This is a genomic window from Erwinia psidii (assembly GCF_003846135.1).
GTDB lineage: Bacteria > Pseudomonadota > Gammaproteobacteria > Enterobacterales > Enterobacteriaceae > Erwinia > Erwinia psidii.
Genome location: NZ_RHHM01000012.1, coordinates 132,948 through 152,648, shown reverse-complemented (window position 1 = coordinate 152,648; position 19,701 = coordinate 132,948). Strand labels below are relative to the sequence as shown.

Annotated in this window: 12 protein-coding genes and 1 pseudogene; 9 read left to right on the top strand and 4 right to left on the bottom strand. The window is 51.6% G+C overall.

Going from position 1 to position 19,701, the window contains the following annotated elements; genetic code table 11:
• Positions 1–314: 314 nt before the first annotated feature.
• The 5 genes and pseudogenes from EB241_RS15415 (at position 315) to EB241_RS15395 (ending at position 5,798) form a co-directional block, all read left to right on the top strand.
• Positions 315–815: a DUF2501 domain-containing protein gene (locus EB241_RS15415; RefSeq protein ID WP_124234007.1), complete on the top strand. Its 501-nt coding sequence runs from the start codon at positions 315–317 to the stop codon at positions 813–815.
• Between the two features lie 806 nt (positions 816–1,621).
• The gene (locus EB241_RS15410) at positions 1,622–3,133 is read left to right on the top strand and encodes a hypothetical protein (protein ID WP_124233997.1); all 1,512 of its coding nucleotides are present in this window, start codon (positions 1,622–1,624) and stop codon (positions 3,131–3,133) included.
• Between the two features lie 33 nt (positions 3,134–3,166).
• Complete coding sequence (locus tag EB241_RS15405) at positions 3,167–4,462, top strand: DUF445 domain-containing protein (protein ID WP_124233996.1); 1,296 nt, start codon at positions 3,167–3,169, stop codon at positions 4,460–4,462.
• Positions 4,463–4,479: 17 nt separating this feature from the next.
• Complete coding sequence (locus tag EB241_RS15400) at positions 4,480–4,788, top strand: hypothetical protein (RefSeq protein ID WP_124233995.1); 309 nt, start codon at positions 4,480–4,482, stop codon at positions 4,786–4,788.
• Between the two features lie 55 nt (positions 4,789–4,843).
• A pseudogene (locus tag EB241_RS15395) lies at positions 4,844–5,798 on the top strand (IS110 family RNA-guided transposase).
• A 67-nt stretch (positions 5,799–5,865) separates the two neighbouring features.
• On the opposite strand, the gene EB241_RS15390 reads toward EB241_RS15395, so the two are convergent.
• Positions 5,866–6,255: a hypothetical protein gene (locus tag EB241_RS15390; RefSeq protein WP_124233994.1), complete on the bottom strand. Its 390-nt coding sequence runs from the start codon at positions 6,253–6,255 to the stop codon at positions 5,866–5,868.
• Between the two features lie 904 nt (positions 6,256–7,159).
• Here EB241_RS15390 and EB241_RS15385 point away from each other — a divergent pair.
• Positions 7,160–10,993: a S6 family peptidase gene (locus EB241_RS15385; protein WP_124233993.1), complete on the top strand. Its 3,834-nt coding sequence runs from the start codon at positions 7,160–7,162 to the stop codon at positions 10,991–10,993.
• Positions 10,994–11,130: 137 nt separating this feature from the next.
• On the opposite strand, the gene lptG is transcribed toward EB241_RS15385, so the two are convergent.
• Both lptG and lptF read right to left on the bottom strand, forming a co-directional pair.
• On the bottom strand, positions 11,131–12,207 hold the full coding sequence (gene lptG / locus EB241_RS15380; protein WP_124233992.1) for an LPS export ABC transporter permease LptG: 1,077 nt from the start codon (positions 12,205–12,207) through the stop codon (positions 11,131–11,133).
• Positions 12,207–13,307, bottom strand: a complete 1,101-nt coding sequence (gene lptF, locus EB241_RS15375) for an LPS export ABC transporter permease LptF (protein WP_124233991.1) — start codon at positions 13,305–13,307, stop codon at positions 12,207–12,209. The genes lptG and lptF overlap by 1 nt, the downstream gene beginning before the upstream one ends.
• Positions 13,308–13,596: 289 nt before the next feature.
• Between lptF and pepA the strand changes: the two genes are divergently transcribed.
• Genes pepA through EB241_RS15360 form a run of 3 tightly spaced genes read left to right on the top strand, consistent with a single transcriptional unit; the run spans position 13,597 to position 18,428 of the window.
• Positions 13,597–15,108, top strand: a complete 1,512-nt coding sequence (pepA, locus tag EB241_RS15370) for a leucyl aminopeptidase (protein ID WP_124233990.1) — start codon at positions 13,597–13,599, stop codon at positions 15,106–15,108.
• 3 nt (positions 15,109–15,111) lie between these two features.
• A complete protein-coding gene (locus EB241_RS15365; RefSeq protein ID WP_124233989.1) occupies positions 15,112–15,567 on the top strand; it encodes a DNA polymerase III subunit chi in 456 nt (151 codons plus the stop codon).
• 5 nt (positions 15,568–15,572) lie between these two features.
• Positions 15,573–18,428, top strand: coding sequence for a valine--tRNA ligase (locus EB241_RS15360; RefSeq protein ID WP_124233988.1), 2,856 nt, complete (start codon positions 15,573–15,575; stop codon positions 18,426–18,428).
• A 426-nt stretch (positions 18,429–18,854) separates the two neighbouring features.
• Here the strand turns inward: EB241_RS15360 and alsE are convergent, their stop codons facing one another.
• Positions 18,855–19,538, bottom strand: coding sequence for a D-allulose 6-phosphate 3-epimerase (alsE, locus tag EB241_RS15355; protein ID WP_124233987.1), 684 nt, complete (start codon positions 19,536–19,538; stop codon positions 18,855–18,857).
• Between the last annotated feature and the right edge of the window lie 163 nt (positions 19,539–19,701).

The following is a 19,701-nucleotide window of genomic DNA, read 5'->3' as shown; positions in this document are numbered from 1 at the left end:
ATGAGGACAGAGAGTACGGATGTTCATCGGGGCTCACGAAGCCGGATATATGTGTGTGGCTACTTTGTCAGAAAGAGACCTGCCGGTGCTTGCATCGGAGAGGTGTCCATATAGCTATTTAGCGCACGGGCTTATAAGTGCCATCACCGGAAAAGCTCTGAGAAAAACCACAGTTGGGATTTATCTCAAAAAGCTTGCCATAAGATAACCATTCCGTCAGCGAGGGAACTCCCCCATCAGCATACAGTCCGAATGTAGCGAACGGTATGCGATGGAATAACGCCGCGCAGGATAACTTTATAAAGGGCAACAACATGAAAATAGCGGTTAACTTAATTCTGGCTTTGACGGTTTCTTCTTCCCTGTTGACGGGTGCGGCTTATGCCGCCAGCTGGCAGGATCAACTCAGCAGCGCGGCGAATTCACTCAGCCAGAACTCCGGTTCGACGGCAGCCAGCAACCAGGCAGGCACCTCGATGAGCTCTCTCACCAGCCTGCTCAACGGTGGTAATCAGTCACTGAGCGCCAGCAGCATGACAAATGCCGCGGGCGTTTTACAGTACTGTGTTCAAAACAATGTGGTCGATAACAACGTGAGTTCGGTAAAAGATCAACTGATGAGCAAACTCGGTCTCGACGATACGCAGAAGGCTCAGGAGACCACCGATTACAAACAGGGTCTGGCGGGACTTCTCAATACCGGCAATAACCAGCAGGTTAACCTCAGCAGCCTTGGCAACACGGCACTGGGTAAAAAGGTGAAAACCAAAGCCTGTGATCTTGTGCTGAAGCAGGGAAAACAGTTTATCTCTTAACCTTATGGAGCCACCTCAACGGTGGCTCCTTGCCTGGTTGACGCTCGGCCGGATCCCAGACAGTGATTATGCTTCCACCGGGTCGGTCAAATATCGCTTTCTGAGGCTGACAGGCAGTCGCGGCGAAGGCTACCCGATGACAACGCACAGGCCACAAAGGCATACCAGGCCTATCTGCCAACATTACGATAAGTGGCAGGACAGCATACATAACCAGTGTGATATGCGCGAGCAACAGCGCGGCAAAACGTCCGGCAAACACCACCACTGTTTTCGGGTTGCCGATCTGCCTGTCCAATGCGACAAAAAATGTGCGGCGAAAACTGAGGGCATTACCAGACGGGTTGCTGACCCTGGCTGCTGTTTTGCGTCTCTGAACATGTTAACCGCCATTTACAGCAGATCCAGTCTGCCAGCGGTCTTGCGTGTCAGCAATCGTCACGGCACTGCGGAAAGTCAGGTATGCAAGCCCGATAGTGCAACCGTGGAGATAATCAGCGATGCGGTCGCCATCCTCAATGCAGTCCCATTCCTACCCGGCGTGCAAAAGCCAGAAAAGTGCGACCAGAATAAATCCGGCACAAGAACAGTAGCAGCGCGCCGAATATTGTCACTATCGCCATACAGCCCGTGTCCATTTTTCATCCCCATCAGAAAAGAAAACAGAGTACGGAACTGCCACTTTTATCGACACCGATCTCCTTTTCATTTTCGAGGTTAATGTCGGTCACCTGGTTTGCATATCATCCGGTCAGCCTGCATTATCATTAGCCGCCAAATGTAAATTTTTCTTCTGTGAGAAAACGATGCAAAAGGATTTAACCACGCTGCTAATAGAGCGAGATGCACAACAGCACAGGGCAGAACTGGAAAAGCTGCGCGAAGAGAATCAGCGCTTACTGCAACAGGTCAGTAATAAAATCGACAACGCCAAAGCAGAAATCACCGAAAGCGCCATTACCAAAACGATGGCAGTCCTTAACCATACGCGAGCCTGGTTGCTGGCTATCGTCAGTGCGCTGGCCGTTACGCTGGCCGTTATCGGTTTTGTTGGGGTAAACGGGCTGACCAGACAGTTAACGGTTTATTACACCGACACGATCCATAACTGGCTGCGTTTTGATGATGGCAACAGCGAGAGCCATAAGATACTGGATAATCTGCGTACCAGCGCCCTGCTGGATTCCCTGAGCCTGCGCTTTGCACGTGAGAAAACCCACAGCAGCCTTACGCCGACGCTCAATGAGGCTGAAAAACAGCGTCTGATGTCAATTATCCTGAATCCCGCCGCTGATGATTATCAGTTCAGAGACGCGCTGAACCTGATTATCGCCAGTCGGGGAATTTTCGGCAGAGTGATGGCCGATGAAACCGGCAAAAAAATCGCTGACATTCTGGCGGACAACCATTACAACAATGGTAAGAAAGTCACCGTGCTGGAAGCGATGAGTAACGATCGCGCCCTCTTACCCTTCACGCTGAAGATGCTCAATAGCGGAAACGCCACCTACGATGAAAATGTCCTGATGGATGCGTTTGCCAATGTTAAGCAGTTTGATGACCAACGCGCCCGCCAGTTTGCCGAAGAGAATCTGATGCGCTTTAAATCAGCGAACAACCGCATTGAACTGGCAAAATACCTCATCGATATTGATGCAGACAGCAGCGCCATCGATGCGCTGATCAACGAGCTGGGACAACAGAAAAAAACGCTGTGGCAGGGCGATGACAGGACACTTATTTTTGCCCGTATCGAGCATAAACTGAAGGCAACGCCGCCGGATGTGCCTGCGCTGGCCGCGATGATTGATAGCCAGATTGCCAACGGGCTGGACATGAGCATTTCCACTTTCGGTGAAGGAAAACCCTATTTCATCCTTTCGCGGGATAACTTCCGGCAAGCCTTTTCTCAGCCGGAAAGCCTGGTAGGTAATCGTCAGCTGGTTGATGCGATTGTCAAACATGCGCCGCTCAACGCGTCGCGTCTGCAAAAAATCTGCGATTTCTTCCAGACCCGCGATCGCGGGCTGTGGTTAACCACGCTGATGATGAAACCCGCACCAGATACGCGGCTGAGCTTTGATAACGGTAAAACGATTCAGGGGAGCGACATTCTGGATACCCTCTGGCTGCGGGTGGAAAAAAGGGCCGGGAAGTATGTGCTTATCGCCACCTGGCGTGAAAAAAGCGGCCACGTGGATGAAGGTGTCATCACCGCTCTTTCTGGCGGCGAACAGGCCAGCTACTCTGTCGATTTCAACAGTGAGCAATTAAGAAATTATGTCTGGTCAGACAACAGTGATTACTGGCAGCTTTAAGGCAGCAATCAGAACAGAAAACAGGAAGTGCTGATGAATAAAGAATCCGAACTGGCGAGAGCAAAACGGCTCCCCTTGTTGCTGCTGTGTGCTGCTGCGGTTGTTTTTGTCGCCACCGTACTTTGCCCACTGTGGTTTAAACCGCACGCCTGGATCGGTGCACTGAAGGCCGTGTCCGAAGCCGCAATGGTTGGTGCGCTGGCCGACTGGTTTGCCGTCAGCGCCCTGTTCCGTCGGGTGCCGATCCCGCTGGTAGGCCGTCATACGGCGATCGTTCCGCGTAATAAGGATCGTATTGCTGATAATCTTGCGCTGTTCGTGCAGGATAAATTTCTTAACACCGAGTCCCTGCTGACGCTGATCCGCCGCCACGATCCGGCACATATAGTCGCCAGCTGGCTGAGTGTGCCTGCCAATGCGGCGACGTTCAGCCACTATCTGCTGAAGGTAGTCCGGGGATTTCTGGATTTGGCGGATGACCAGCGTATCCAGGCTTTTATGCGCCGGGCCATTCACAACGCCATCGATAAGGTCGATTTGTCCCGTTCAGCGGCAATAGTGCTGGAGAGTCTGACCAAAAATAACCGCCATCAGGAACTGCTGGATGATGCCATCAGCCAGTTGCTGCATCTGGTGAACAAACCGGGCACCCACGCGTTTATTGCCCAACAGGCGATCCGCTGGTTGAAGCGTGAGCATCCTGCCATAGAAAAAATGCTGCCGACTGAATGGGTCGGTGACAAATTTGCTGAACTGGCGGCAGATGCGGTGAAGTCAGTGCTTAACGATATTGAGCAGGATGGCACACATGAGTTGAGGCAGGGCTTTAACCGTGCGGTGCAGCGGCTGATCGGCAGACTGCGGGAAGATCCCGCGATGCAGCGCAAAGCGGAAGAAATAAAGGATTATCTTAAGCAGGATGACGCGCTGAACACCTATATCAGCCAGCTGTGGGGGGATTTGCGTCGCTGGTTAAAAGAGGATCTTGATAAGGAAGACTCGGTGCTTCATACAAAAGTGAGTGCGACAGGACAGTGGCTGGGGCAAGCATTGATGCAGGATGTTCAGCTGCGCGCCTCGCTGAATCAACACATAGAAGACGCCGCGACCGGTGCCGCACCAGAGTTCTCGGCATTTCTCAGCCGTCATATCAGCGACACGGTAAAAGGCTGGGATGCACGGGATATGTCGCACCAGGTCGAGCTGAATATTGGTAAAGATCTGCAACGCATCCGCATTAATGGGACGGTGGTGGGTGGCGTTATCGGTTTAATTTTATATTTACTCTCCGGGCTTCCCACTCTGCTCGCCCCGGTTTATGGCGGATAGCCTTTGCTGGCGTATGAATGATTGTGATGCGCCAGATCGTCTTCTTCAGACAGCAAATCCGCTGTCACTGCGTTTACTTCGTGATGACGTACACTGTTTTCACGGTTTCAGGCCGTTCTCTGTCTTCACCGATCTCTTCTTTTTATTTACCGCAGGCGCTGCGTCAGTGCCCTTCCATCCTTGTATGTAATAGAGAGGTGATGGTTGGCTACCGTCACATGAAGCAGAGTGAGCTTGTTTCCATCCTGAATGTCGAGGCATCAGCTAAAGCTCTCTGCTTCACCTTCACGCCAGCATTAACATTGAACGGTTGCCAGGCGCGATGACTCTGCATGTACAAGGGTCACCGGCGTGATGGTTTAGTGAAAGCAGAAAAAGGCTATGTTTCAGTTAGGTATTGATGTTAGCAAGAAAACCCCCGAATTTATGCCTGCTGCGGGAAGGTGTAAAAGGCAGGGTAAAAACGCGCAAGCTTAAAAACGACTTTGCGGCTACCAGTGCTGTAATCAACTGGCTCCATAAACAACACTGCCAACCGGCTGAGGTCCATATCATCATGGAAGCCACCGGAGTTTATCGCGAATCATTAGCATATGGCCTTCATAAGGCTGGAGCCAGGGTATCGCTTGCCCCGCAACGTAGCAGAGAATTTGCACGTGGTATGGGAATGCTGACGAAAAACGACCAGGTTGATGCTTGCACTTAAAGAGCCGGAGCCATGGGTTCCTCAGCCAGAGGATGTCCGTTATCTCAGCGCACTTTTACGTCGCCGTAATGCACTTGTCACTGACAGCACCCGTGAAAAAACAGGCTGGGAAAATCCCGGGCAACGGACACGCCTTCTGCGGTTACTGAATCCATCGAAAATGTGCTCCGTGACCTGAGTACAGAACGTAACTATCTGGACGGTCTTATCCGCGCGCACCTTGAGCAGCATCCTGATTAAAAAAATGATTTTGACCTGCTGACATCGATAAAATCCGTGGGTTTTCAGTTAGGTTTGAATATGCTGGTTATCCTGCGGAGTCATCATTTTGACACAGCAGAGCAGGTTGCAGCGTTTTTAGGCGTGGTTCCTGTTGAAAAATCCTCCGGCACCTCAGTCAGAGGGAAACCGGGATTGTCAAAAATCGGACCACCGCAAATCAGGGCAAAGCTGTATCTGGCATCGTTATGTGGACTGAGGTTTAATCCGGTGATGAAGGCCATGTATGAGCAGTTATGTCAGAGAGGAAAAGCAAAAATGTGCGCAATTGGCGCACTGATGCGGAAACTCCTTCACCGGTGTTATGGCGTACTGCATACTCAACAACCATTCCACGCCGATTTTCAATAAAACCCCACCAGATTGCTATCGTGTGGGGATAAAAGTACACAGTAGTAATTTCTGACAGATTCAAAAATTATCTGGAGGGATGGCTTCGTTTATCATAATGATGTTGCCTGCATTTTTCACTCGTATTATTTAACACACCTCTAAATGAAGATGGATTGTTGCGGTACTCGCTGGCATTTTTTTTATACTCAGCTTTTAATGATTCCCTTGTCGTATTTGCACCCACTTTTGGTGAAGCAGAAAAAGAGGATTCAGTTGGGCGAACACCACCACGACGATCATAATTCCACGGTGATGAAGGTGCGGCATGAACAGTAAACCGATTCATGACTGAATTGGAAACACTTCTGAGACCGTTGAGAAAGCTTGCTACGGGACCTGGAGATGCAGTGCTAATTTCAGCAACAGGATATACTGAGGATGTCGAAATGCGATTTTGGCCACTTATTCCTTGCATATGTATTCCTTATATTGTTTACCCTTATGGGCGGTCAGCGTTTTTACAGTCTTTGAGTATTGTTAATACCATTGAGGTCAATTGTCTGTCAGAAAAAATCATCACTAATACAGCAATATATATAAAAAAGTGTATTTGTAGCCGGGGTGCTAACAAAATTTGTTGGCACGTCAAGGGACCAGCACGCAGTCAATGAACTATGTTTTTCTTGACTCAACATGGTAGCTGATGGTTATGCACACCAGACTGGCTCACCGACTGCATTGCAGAAAGCGTTAGTATCCCGATCGTTAAACAAGATATTCTCAGCCACCGGAATCACTACATCCTTATCTCCGTAACCCGCTCCTGTGCTGAAATTATTGCCAACCTGCTGATGTTGAAAACAGGCTAAATGCTGATTACTTCCGACGCCTTCACGGTCTCAGTTAGCAAAAAATTATGTACTGAGATAAATAACATCCGCAGCAGCCATTAATCAAGTCTGACTTAGGCTGACATAATACCTTTTTTGTGAGAGGTGGTCAGTAACCCGGTGACAAATCCATCTCTTCCGCACCTTGTTAAACAGAATAATAACGTAATATTAAAAATAATCTTCATTTTCTCACGTGATGTATCGTAAATATTAAACCAGCGTCCCCCCAGGAAGAAACCTGTTTTTTCATCAAAATACCGCTGGTCAAGCGCCATATAAAATACGGATAAAGACATTGAGTTAAATTTTAACAAATTTCAGAGAAAGACCATTCACAACATAAAATCATGCATTCCAATAATTATATTTACTGCGCCAGTAAAATCATTTTTAATACAAGCGAAAATCGCTATAAAGTCGTTAAAAATAAAATACATAACCTCAACCATTAATGTATAAATGGAATAAATGTAAAGGATTATTATTTTGAAAAAAAACGCTGCATGCTATTGCACTCTATTTGTCTGTGCGGCATCTTACGCCGGGATTATGCGGCAGGATATTAATCTTCAGGACTATCGTGACTTTGGGGAAAATCTCGGTAAATATGCCGTGGGAAATACAGATGTTGATGTCTATACCACCGATGGTGCTTTGGCAGGCACCCTTAACTTTCCCATTCCTGATTTTGGCGTGGTCGTTTCTCTGGGCTATGCCACTTTAATCTCACCCTCTTATGTGGCTGGGGTAACGCACAATGGGGGCTATAAAACGGTTACCTTTGGCAATAACGCCAAATACAGCACCTCTTACACGTTAATTAATCGTAATGAAGAAGGCTCGCTGGACTTTCATACCCCCCGATTAAACAAAGTGGTGACAGAAACGGCGGCAATTTCTTATGTCACCGGTGAGGAACTGAGAGACACCAGCCGCTACATATACTATGCCCGTGTGGGAACCGGTACCCAGAAACAGGTGGATGCAGAAACCCAGACGGTTATTCAGCTGTCAGGCGCCTACAACTACCGAACCGGTGGTACGATTTTATCCCCTGATTTCTCAACGAACCGGCTCACCTGGACCACCTTGTCACCGGACGATCCCAATGTTACCGCGCTCGATATTGGCGCTCAGGGTGGGGACAGTGGCAGTCCGGTATTGGTCTATGACAACATCGATAAAATCTGGAAGCTGGCAGGTGTTACCGCCACGATCTCCGGCACCTACCCCTACGGCCTGGATACACATTCCATCTATATTCAGGATGCGTTTATTCAGCAACTGATTGCCGCTAATACCGATCCTGATGTCACCGACAGCAGTAACGATGGCACGATCTATTGGGGGGCCTCCGACATCACTCAGGGCACGAACAGCTGGGAATGGCACGGAGTGGACACCCTACTCCCCAGCGAGGCGACAAATGAAGCACTTGATGCCAGTAAAGATCTGCGTTTTAACGGCGATGGCGGTACGCTGCTGCTTGCTCAGTCAGTTAACATGGGCGCTGGCAAACTTCAGTTCTCCAATAATTATCAGGTGATATCCGCCGATGGCGCCAACAGCAGCTGGACGGGTGGCGGTATCGACGTCGATGCAGACAAAACCGTGCAGTGGCAGGTTAACGGGCTGGCCGGTGATGATCTGCATAAAATCGGTGCGGGAACGCTGTATGTCAATGCCACAGGCATTAATGGCGGCGGTCTGAATACCGGTGACGGTACGGTGGTACTGGATCAGCAAGCCGATGCTGACGGCAATAAACAGGCATTCTCTTCAGTGACTTTAGTTAGCGGACGCCCGACGGTCGTTCTGAATGACGCAGAGCAGGTCGCGACAGAGCATATCTTCTTTGGTTACCGGGGAGGTAAACTCGATCTCAATGGCAACAGCCTGTCGTTTAAACAAATCAATCATACTGACAGCGGTGCCACGCTGGTGAACCACAACACCACGCAAGCTGCAATACTTAACCTGACTGGCTACAGCAGTGCAGACGTCTCTTTTCAGACATTCAGCGAGAGTAATCCGCGAGGCACGGTCGGGTCGATTTATATCTATCCCAATCCCTATACCAAAGAGACCGAGTACTTTCAGCTCAACGAGTCTTCCTACTGGTATTTCCCTACCGATAAAAGCAGCACCGCAATCTGGACATATTTAGGGACCGATGCCAGTGCAGCAATCGACTACCGTCTGGCCCAGCTTAACCAGACAGTCTTTCGCGGCTTCCTCGGCGACAGCGACAGCAGCGGTGTGCTGAACGTTAATGTGGATACGCCCGGCTCTTCAGCCATAACGGCGTTAACCGGCGGGATGGACCTGAAGGGTAACCTGGCCGTGTCGCAGGGAACCGTTCTGCTCTCCGGCCAGCCTGTCCCTCATGCTGGCGGCCTGGTAGAAGATGATGACTGGGCTACCGCCCTCTTTAGCGCTAACCAGATTGCCGTTAATGAAGGCAGTACTCTGCAAGTCGGAGAATATGCCCAGGTCCAGGCAGATATCGTGGCGGGGGATTCCTCACAGGTAATGCTGGGCTACAACACCAGTACTTCAGATACTGACAAAATCTGGCGCTGCTATTCGGTGATTAATACTGATACCACCACCTGCAGTCAGCCGGTACGCAGTGCCACTGAACTTGCTGCGCTGACCGCCAGCACCGTATCCGGCAATATCACGCTGGGCGACAATACCAGTCTGTATCTGGGGAAGGTTAATTACGAGGGAGCAATCAGCAGCACGACCACCAGCACCATGACCATGAATTCCGGTGCTTACTGGCAATTGACCGGCAACAGCAGCGTCAGCTATTTAAAAGCGCTGCCGGGTTCCACGATCTCCTTGCTTGCCGCAGAAGGCACAACCTGGTCACCGGCGGAGCTCACTGTTGATTCGCTGGATGCCACAGGTCTGAGTATCAGCCTGGCCGCTTCTCCTGCGAACGAACAGGGCGACAGAGTGACAATTGTGAATACTGCTACCGGCAGCAGTAACACTCTGGATATCAGCGTGCTGACCACTTCTGATGAATCGGTGCAATTGCTGAATGATATTGTACTGCTTGATGCCCCTGCGGGTACGGCGCATGATTACTTTACCGTACCGTCGGTTGCCAGCGGCTTCAGCCTGTATACCCCGGACTACCGGGTGATCGAAAAAGATGACCGCGTGCAATGGGTGCTGGCCCATAACGCCGAGGCAGAACCTGAGTCCCCGGCTGAGTCTGAAGACGCCAGCATAGCGGAAACATCGCCAGAAGCTGAAACACCGGCTGAGTCTGAAGACGCCAGCGTAGCGGAAACATCGCCAGAACCTGAGTCCCCGGCTGAGTCTGAAGACGCTGGCGTAGCGGAAATACCGGCAGAAGCTGAAACACCGGCTGACCCAACTGATGGTAAACCGTCTGGCTGGTTTACCATCAGGGACAATAAGCCATTGGTTCGTCATACCCGCTTATTGCTGGCCTCCCGACAGTATGTCTTTAGCGAAGCAATAAGCCAGCTGCATGGCCGTGCCTCGCTACTGCGTAACTCACCGGAAAAAAGCGGTGACTGGGTGTCAGTTGAGCACGGCAAAGGAAGATTCGAGGGCTTTAAAGTGAATCAGCAGTCGCTGAATCTCGGCTGGGACACCGTGCAGGGACAGCAGATGTTTGGCTTTAATGCCGGATACACCATGGGAAAAACCAAAGGTAACGGACAGGTAACGCACCATCTGGCAAGCGCAGGTGCTGATTATTCATGGTCATCCCCGGCAGGCTGGTTTATTGATACCGCTGCCCGCTATATGCACCTTAGCCAGGATCTGACTTTTGATCCGCTGTTGGGTATTCACCACGGTAAAGCGAACAGCCATATCCTCTCAGGAAGTGTTAAAAGCGGCTATCAGTTCGCTGTCGATCAACACTCGCTGTTTATTTCCACCTATATTGGCCTGACCGGTAGCCACCTGTCTGGCTACAGGCTCGAAAGCAACACGGCACAGGTTGGTCTCAGCTCCAGCACCCCTTACTTTGCCACCGCAGGTTTGGAAGTGAAGAAAGGTGGCTTGTGGCGGAGCAATTCGGATGTAATGGTGACCGCAGGTATCGAATATCAGTATTCACCCGGGAAAGCAGGATCCAGCCTTACGCTGTCAGACAGCCAGTCCCGCCGCGAATTCGCTGCATTATCGGATAACCGTTACCGCTTCCATGTAGGAACAGAGGGCAAAATTGCGGATAAATGGTCGTTAGAGATGAAAGCCCGGAGCAGCGTTGGCGGCACCTTCCGCACCGACTACAGCGGTATAGCTGGCGTTAACTACCGCTTCTGATGCTCAGCCAGTAAACACAGACCCCGCCATCTGGCAGGGTCTTGTTGCGCACACCGCTGTCGTTGCCGCGACCTGACGCTGACTTTCATCATGGCGCCGTCAATTGCTATCCCGGCAACCGCTGTCTGACACCGGCACTACCGCCGCTTAAGCAACATATAAATACTGATGGCAAAGAAAGCCGCACTGGGCAACAACGCACCCAACAGTGGTGGGATGTTATACACCAGGCTCAGTGGACCAAAAATCTGATCCAGCACGTAGAACAGGAAGCCGAAGCTGATGCCGGTAATCACCCTCATTCCCATCGACACGCTACGCAGAGGGCCAAAGATAAAGGAGAGCGCCATCAGCATCATCACCGCCACCGACAGCGGCTGGAAGATTTTACTCCACATATTCAGCTGATAACGACCGGCAACCTGCCCACTTTGCTTGAGATATTTGCTGTAGCTGTACAGACCACTGATTGACAGTGAATCCGGGTCAAGCGATACCACGCCAAGCTTGTCGGGCGTCAGCGTGGTTTTCCATTCTCCGCTTAAGGTCTGATTCCCCGTCACCTGTTTGGGATCGGTGAGAATCGACTCATCGACTTCTGACAAATCCCACAGCTTTTTATCGGCATTGTATTTTGCCACCGCCGCATAGCGAACCGATTGCAGGCGACGCGCTTTGTTAAAGCTGTAAATGCTGACACCGGCCAGCTCATTGTTATCCTTTAACCGTTCGATGAAGATAAAACTGTCCCCATCTTTTGCCCAAAGGCCATTCTGCGTGGAGAGCAACGATCCCCCCACCAACTGCTGTGCACGGTAATTACGTGCCATTTGCTCGCCCTGCGGCGCGACAAATTCACCGATAGCCATGGTCAGCAGTACCAGCGGAATAGCGGTTTTCATTACCGATGCGGCAATTTGCATACGGGTGAAACCCGATGCCTGCATCACCACCAGCTCACTACGTTGTGCCAACATGCCCAATCCCAGCAGCGCCCCCAGCAGTGCTGCCATCGGGAAGAAGATCTCAATATCTTTGGGTACGCTAAGGATGGTGTACAACCCGGCACCAAGGGCGGTGTAATCCCCCTGGCCGGTTTTACGCAACTGGTCGACAAACTTAATAATGCCGGAGAGCGACACCAGCATAAACAGCGTCGCCATGATGGTGTTAAAAATAGTTTTGCCGATGTATCTGTCGAGTACGCCAAACATCAGACTGAGCCTCCCTTACTGAAGCGGGCGCGAATACGCCTCAACGGCACGGTATCCCACAGATTAAGCATCACTGCCAGCGCCAGATAGCCAAGGTTTACCACCCACATCCAGACAGCGGGATCGAGGCGTCCTTTTGAACCGCTGGAACGCAGCGAACTTTGCAGCAGGAAGAAGACCAGATACAACAACATGGCGGGCACCATTGACAGGACGCGACCCTGACGCGGGTTGACCACGCTCAACGGCACCACCATCAGCGCCATCACCAGTACAGAGAAAATAAGGGTAAAGCGCCAGTGCAGTTCACTAATGAACTCAGGATTTTGGGAATGTCGCAATGCGCTGAACCCCATCTGCTGAGCATCATTAGGGTCCAGTATCACTTCCTGATGACCAATAATCGCCTGGTAGTTTTCAAAATCGGTAATGCGGAAATCACGCAGCATCGCCGTACCTTCAAAGCGCGTCCCTTTATCCAGAGTGACAATCTGAGAGCCATCAGCGCGCTGGCTCATATGGCCTTTGTCAGCCAGCACCACCGACGGGCGGGCATTGCCCTTGGGCCGGAGCTGTGCCAGAAAGACATTACCAAAATCATTCCCTTTCACGTTTTCGATAAACATCACCGACTGACCATCGCCAGACTGCTGGAATTGCCCAGCGGCCAGTGCGGCGGCCCCTGGGTTAGCCTTGGCGTTTTTCGTCACCTCATTTTGGTAGCGCGCCGACCACGGTCCCAGCCAGGCAACGTTAGCCGCCGCCACTACCGCGGTAAACAGCATCAACACCATCGCCGCCTTGACCAGTACCGACTTGCCCAGGCCACAGGCATGCATCACGGTAATTTCACTCTCCGTGTACAGCCGCCCAAGCGTCATTAAAATGGCCAGAAACAGGCTGAGTGGCAGGATCAGCTGTGCCATATCGGGAACGCCAAGGCCTAATAATGTCAGAACTAAATTTGTGGGGATCTCACCATCCGCTGCCGCACCCAGGATCCTGACCAGCTTCTGACAAAAGAAGATGAGTAACAGGATAAACAGGATTGCCAGCTGGCTTTTGAGGGTTTCCCTAACCAGATATCTAATGATGATCACACTGAGTACGCCTGTGAAAACTTGTCTTTTTGCGGGAAAATAGCTAGTTTCATCGCTTATACGCCATTTTTCTTAGTGATGGCAACGGTCATAGCTAAGTTAGTATGACAATAATCGTGTTCTGGTGATGTAAAAAATTATTTTATCCGATGTAAATTCAGGATAATCACCCGAAACCAAATCTGATACTCGTTATGCTAACGGCATGTTGCCCGGTATTGCACGGACAACACAAGCGTCACATTCTAGCCGCAGCAAACGCTGTTGTCTTTAAGATTCAGGAGAGTACATGGAGTTCAGTGTAAAAAGCGGTAGTCCAGAGAAACAGCGCAGTGCCTGCATAGTGGTCGGGGTATTTGAGCCGCGCCGGTTATCACCCATTGCTGAACAGCTGGATAAAATCAGCGACGGCTACATCAGCGCGCTGCTACGCCGCGGCGAACTGGAAGGTAAAGTCGGTCAGACCCTACTGCTGCACCATGTGCCTAATATCCTTTCTGAACGTATTTTGCTCATCGGATGCGGAAAAGAACGTGAGCTGGATGAACGTCAATATAAACAGGTCATCCAGAAAAGCATTAACACGCTCAATGACACCGGTTCGATGGAAGCCGTCTGTTTCCTTACCGAACTGCATGTGAAGGGGCGTAACACTTACTGGAAAGTACGCCAGGCAGTCGAAACCTCGAAAGAGACGCTGTACTGCTTTGATCAACTCAAAAGCAACAAAATTGAGCCGCGTCGTCCGCTACGCAAAATGGTGTTCAATGTCCCCACCCGCCGCGAACTAACCAGTGGTGAACGTGCCATACAGCACGGTCTGGCCGTTGCAGCGGGGATAAAAGCCGCGAAAGATCTCGGCAATATGCCGCCAAATATTTGTAATGCCGCTTATCTCGCCTCCCAAGCACGCCAGCTGGCGGATGCATGGAGTAAGAACATCACCACGCGCGTTATTGGTGAGCAGCAGATGAAAGAGCTGGGCATGAATGCCTACCTCGCCGTGGGCCATGGCTCCCAGAACGAATCGCTGATGTCGGTGATTGAATACAAAGGCAGCCCTGACCCGGAAAGCAAACCCATCGTCCTGGTGGGGAAAGGCGTCACCTTTGACTCCGGCGGTATCTCAATCAAGCCAGCCGAAGCGATGGACGAGATGAAGTACGACATGTGCGGAGCCGCCTCCGTTTATGGCGTGATGCGCATGGTAGCCGAGCTGAACCTGCCGCTGAATGTGGTGGGCGTACTGGCAGGCTGTGAAAATATGCCAGGCGGTCGGTCCTATCGCCCAGGGGACGTACTGACCACCATGTCCGGCCAGACCGTGGAAGTACTGAATACGGATGCGGAAGGCCGCCTTGTCTTATGCGATGCGCTGACCTACGTTGAGCGTTTTGATCCTGAAGTGGTTATTGATGTGGCCACGCTGACCGGCGCCTGCGTGATTGCGCTGGGTCACCATATCAGCGCGCTGACGTCGAATCATAACCCGCTGGCACACGAACTGATCGGCGCATCTGAGCAAGCCGGCGATCGCGCCTGGCGTCTGCCAATGGCGGATGAGTATCAGGATCAGCTGGACTCCAATTTTGCTGATATGGCCAATATTGGCGGGCGTCCCGGTGGGGCGATCACTGCAGCCTGTTTCCTGGCCCGCTTTACCCGTAAATATAACTGGGCGCATCTGGATATTGCCGGAACCGCCTGGCGCTCCGGCAAAGCAAAAGGCGCCACCGGACGTCCGGTGGCGCTGCTGTCACAGTTCCTGTTGAATCGTGCCGGTCTCAACGGCGACGATTAATCAATGAAAACCGCCACCTTCTGGCTTCTGGAAACCGATACGCCGGTGGGCGGGATCAGCGCCCTTGAGGCGCTGGTCTGCGATCTGGCTGAGGCACGCTGGCGAAGTGGTGCGCGGGTGCTGATTGCCTGTGAAGATGAAGCACAGGCAATCCGCCTTGATGAAGCTTTATGGCAGCGCCCCGCCAGCGCCTTTGTGCCACATAACCTTGCCGGTGAAGGGCCAAAATACGGCGCGCCGGTGGAACTGGCCTGGCCACAGCGCCGGGGTAACGCGCCGCGAGATTTGCTGATCAGTCTGCTACCACAGTTTGCAGATTTTGCTACCGCTTTCCATGAAGTGATAGACTTCGTGCCCTATGAAGCATCTTTGAAACAGCTGGCGCGCGACCGCTACAAAGCGTATCGCAGCGTTGGATTCCTCTTGAATACGGCAACGCCGACGCCCCCAACGACATAGCAGAAATGGAAAAGACATATAACCCGCAAGATATCGAGCAGCCGCTTTACGAACACTGGGAACGGCAGGGCTGGTTTAAGCCTAATGGTGACACCAGCCAGGAGAGCTTCTGCATTATGATCCCGCCGCCGAACGTTACCGGCAGCTTGCATATGGGTCACGCCTTCCAGCAAACCATCATGGACACCATGATCCGCTACCAGCGTATGCAGGGGAAAAACACCCTGTGGCAGGCGGGGACTGACCATGCAGGTATCGCCACCCAAATGGTGGTTGAACGCAAAATCGCGGCTGAAGAAGGCAAAACGCGCCAGGATTACGGTCGCGATGCGTTTATCGAGAAAATCTGGCAGTGGAAAGCAGAATCAGGCGGCACCATCACCCGTCAGATGCGCCGCCTTGGTAACTCCGTGGACTGGGAGCGGGAACGCTTCACCATGGATGAAGGCCTTTCCAACGCCGTAAAAGAAGTCTTTGTTCGACTCTATAAAGAGGATCTGATTTACCGTGGCAAGCGCCTGGTAAACTGGGATCCCAAACTGCGCACGGCGATTTCCGATCTGGAAGTGGAAAACCGCGAGTCCAAAGGCGCCATGTGGCATATCCGCTATCCACTGGCCGATGGCGCGAAAACTGCCGATGGCAAAGATTATCTGGTGGTGGCAACCACCCGTCCCGAAACCGTACTCGGTGATACTGGCGTGGCGGTCAACCCGAACGATCCACGTTACCAGGATTTGATTGGCAAGTTTGTGCTGCTGCCGTTTGTAAACCGCCGTATTCCGATTGTCGGCGACGAACATGCCGATATGGAGAAAGGCACCGGCTGCGTGAAAATCACCCCGGCGCACGACTTCAACGACTATGAAGTGGGCCGCCGTCACAAGTTGCCGATGATCAATATTCTGACCTTCGACGGTGATATCCGTGACGTGGCCCAGGTATACGACTGCAACGGCGAAGACTCTGATATTTACGATGCGACGATCCCAGCTGAATTCCAGAAACTGGAGCGTTTCGCTGCCCGTAAAGCCATTGTGGCAGCGGTGGACGCACTGGGTTTGCTGGCCGAAGTAAAGCCGCACGACCTGACCGTGCCCTACGGCGACCGTGGCGGGGTGGTGATTGAACCTATGCTGACCGACCAGTGGTATGTGCGCACCGCGCCGCTGGCCAAAGTGGCGGTGGAAGCCGTTGAACAGGGTGATATCCAGTTTGTCCCGAAGCAGTACGAAAACATGTACTTCTCCTGGATGCGTGATATTCAGGACTGGTGTATTTCCCGCCAGCTGTGGTGGGGACACCGCATTCCGGCCTGGTATGATGCCGCGGGCAACGTCTATGTTGGTCGTAGCGAAGAAGAAGTGCGTGCTGAAAACAATCTGGCTGCCGACGTGGTGCTGAACCAGGACGAAGACGTGCTGGATACCTGGTTCTCCTCCGGCCTGTGGACCTTCTCCACGCTGGGCTGGCCTGAAAAAACGCCGGACCTGAGCACCTTCCATCCCACCAGCGTACTGGTCAGCGGCTTTGACATCATCTTCTTCTGGATAGCCCGCATGATCATGCTGACCATGCACTTTATCAAAGATGAAGACGGCAAACCTCAGGTGCCGTTTAAGACCGTCTACATGACCGGTCTGATCCGCGATGAGGAAGGTCAGAAAATGTCGAAATCAAAAGGCAACGTCATCGATCCGCTGGATATGGTCGACGGCATTTCGCTGGAAGATTTGCTGGAGAAACGTACCGGCAACATGATGCAACCACAGCTGGCGGAGAAAATCCGTAAGCGCACTGAGAAACAGTTCCCGAACGGCATTGAACCGCACGGCACCGATGCCCTGCGCTTCACGCTGGCGGCGCTGGCCTCGACCGGCCGCGACATCAACTGGGACATGAAACGACTGGAAGGCTATCGCAACTTCTGTAATAAGTTGTGGAACGCCAGCCGCTTCGTGCTGATGAACACCGAAGATCAGGATTGCGGTTTCAACGGCGGTGAAAAGGTGCTGTCGCTGGCCGATCGCTGGATCCGTGCCGAGTTCAACCGGACGGTGAAAGCATACCGCGACGCGCTGGACAGCTATCGTTTTGATATTGCTGCGAACATTTTGTATGAGTTCACCTGGAATCAGTTCTGTGACTGGTATCTGGAGCTGACCAAACCGGTAATGAACAGCGGTTCGGCAGCAGAGCTGCGCGGCACGCGCAACACGCTGGTAGAGGTGCTGGAAGCGCTGTTACGTCTGGCGCATCCAGTCATTCCGTTTATCACCGAAACCATCTGGCAACGCGTTAAGGTGTTAAAAGGCATCACTGGCGACACCATCATGTTACAGCCGATACCAGCCTGGGACGCGGCACAGGTGGATGACGCCGCGCTCAATGATACTGAATGGTTGAAGCAGGCTATCGTTGCCGTGCGCAATATCCGTGCGGAGATGAATCTGTCGCCAGCCAAACCGCTGGATGTGCTGTTACGCGGCTCAAGTGCTGAGGTGGTTCGTCGTGTCAACGACAACCACAACTTCCTGAAAACGCTGGCGCGTCTGGAGAGCCTCACCTGTCTGGCGGCGAACGAGAAAGGTCCGGTTTCTGTCACCAAAATCATCGACGGTGCGGAGCTGCTGATCCCGATGGCAGGCCTGGTGGACAAAACGGCCGAACTGGAGCGTCTGGCGAAAGAAGTAGCCAAACTGGAAGTGGAAATCGGCAAGATCGAAAGTAAGCTTTCAAATGAAGGTTTTGTCTCCCGCGCACCTGCGGACGTTGTGGCGAAAGAGCGTGAGCGTATGACCGGGTTTGAACAGGCGAAAGTAAAACTGATTGAGCAGCAGGCGGTTATCGCAGCGCTTTAAGCAGTTATCACCCTGCAACAAGGCCCGGTTGAGAGCGTCTCGCCGGGTTTTTTTATTGATGCATTATGTGGTGACAACCAAATGATGGGGTGATCGCCGGGCGCTTACTTCCCTTCGCTGAATAGCTGCGCGCAACGGTGCTCCACTTTTTGCCAAGGGTTGCTGCTCTGGAGGTAAGAAATCCGGTCACCATATGGACTTGCGGGCCTTCACTTCTGACTGGACAGATTCCAAAACCGGTTACTGTAGCGGTAGCAAACGCGGTTATTTAGCGCTTTCTTATAAAAGGTTGACGGGCCTGTTCCCCACGGTTCCAGGCAGATTCAGACATGCATCATCCCTGGCCGGCGTCAAAAATACAGCACTTTTACAAAGATCGCAGCGTTGCTAATCTCAACACTTTCATCTCGCAGAGAGACGCCTTAGTCATGAAAAGGTGACTGTTTCGCGGGTGTAGATGTCAATCATCTTATTCCAGGCCTGGCTTACCTCTTTATCTAATGAAAATAATCCCGATGCCCCGACAATATAAACATCAACGCCAGATTCCGATATCTGTCTGAACGTCTTTTCGTTACATGCCCCATCGATTTCCGTCAGATAATGGTGTCCGTTCTCTTCTCGCATGCTAATCAGTTGTTTGATCTTATTCAGTGTTCCGGGAATAAATTCCTGCCCGGCAAATCCCGGTTCTACTGACATAACGGTGATTTTATCAAGCAGATGGGCATATTCTTTAATACTTTCCACGGGGGTTGCAGGGTTAAGAACGACACCGCATCTCCTGCCTGCATTCTTTATTGTATTCAGTAAGCGGAATATTTTATTACCGGCAGTTTCCGGGTGGAAACTGATGATATCTGCCCCGGCATCCAGACACAGAGGAATAATATCCTCAGGGTGATTCACCATAAGATGAACATCAATGGGAACTCTGGTTATTCTTCTGAGATTTTCGATAAAGAATGGCGATAACGTAATGTTACGAACATAACTTCCATCCATAATATCAACGTGATAAAAATCTGCTTTTGAATTCATTGCGGTGATCTGCTCTTTAAACAGAGTCAAATCCATACACATCAGTGATGGAGAAAATTTCGCTCTCATGGCCGTATCCTTAATAAATTTTATGCCGAATCACCTGGAAAAACGGAGCGGTTATATATCAGGTCACTGTACCAGTGACAGCAATATCCGCGTTATCAAACGTTGTTACATCAGGTGCCGTATTTGTGATTAACAGAGAAGAAATATCAGGCAGAACGGAGAC

Bases quoted from the DNA above. Each gene is read 5' to 3' on its own strand.
- EB241_RS15415 (WP_124234007.1), top strand. From the start codon at position 315: ATGAAAATAGCGGTTAACTTAATTCTGGCTTTGACGGTTTCTTCTTCC.
- EB241_RS15410 (WP_124233997.1), top strand. From the start codon at position 1,622: ATGCAAAAGGATTTAACCACGCTGCTAATAGAGCGAGATGCACAACAG.
- EB241_RS15405 (WP_124233996.1), top strand. From the start codon at position 3,167: ATGAATAAAGAATCCGAACTGGCGAGAGCAAAACGGCTCCCCTTGTTG.
- EB241_RS15400 (WP_124233995.1), top strand. From the start codon at position 4,480: ATGATTGTGATGCGCCAGATCGTCTTCTTCAGACAGCAAATCCGCTGT.
- EB241_RS15390 (WP_124233994.1), bottom strand. From the start codon at position 6,255: ATGCAAGGAATAAGTGGCCAAAATCGCATTTCGACATCCTCAGTATAT.
- lptG (WP_124233992.1), bottom strand. From the start codon at position 12,207: ATGTTTGGCGTACTCGACAGATACATCGGCAAAACTATTTTTAACACC.
- pepA (WP_124233990.1), top strand. From the start codon at position 13,597: ATGGAGTTCAGTGTAAAAAGCGGTAGTCCAGAGAAACAGCGCAGTGCC.
- EB241_RS15365 (WP_124233989.1), top strand. From the start codon at position 15,112: ATGAAAACCGCCACCTTCTGGCTTCTGGAAACCGATACGCCGGTGGGC.
- EB241_RS15360 (WP_124233988.1), top strand. From the start codon at position 15,573: ATGGAAAAGACATATAACCCGCAAGATATCGAGCAGCCGCTTTACGAA.
- alsE (WP_124233987.1), bottom strand. From the start codon at position 19,538: ATGAGAGCGAAATTTTCTCCATCACTGATGTGTATGGATTTGACTCTG.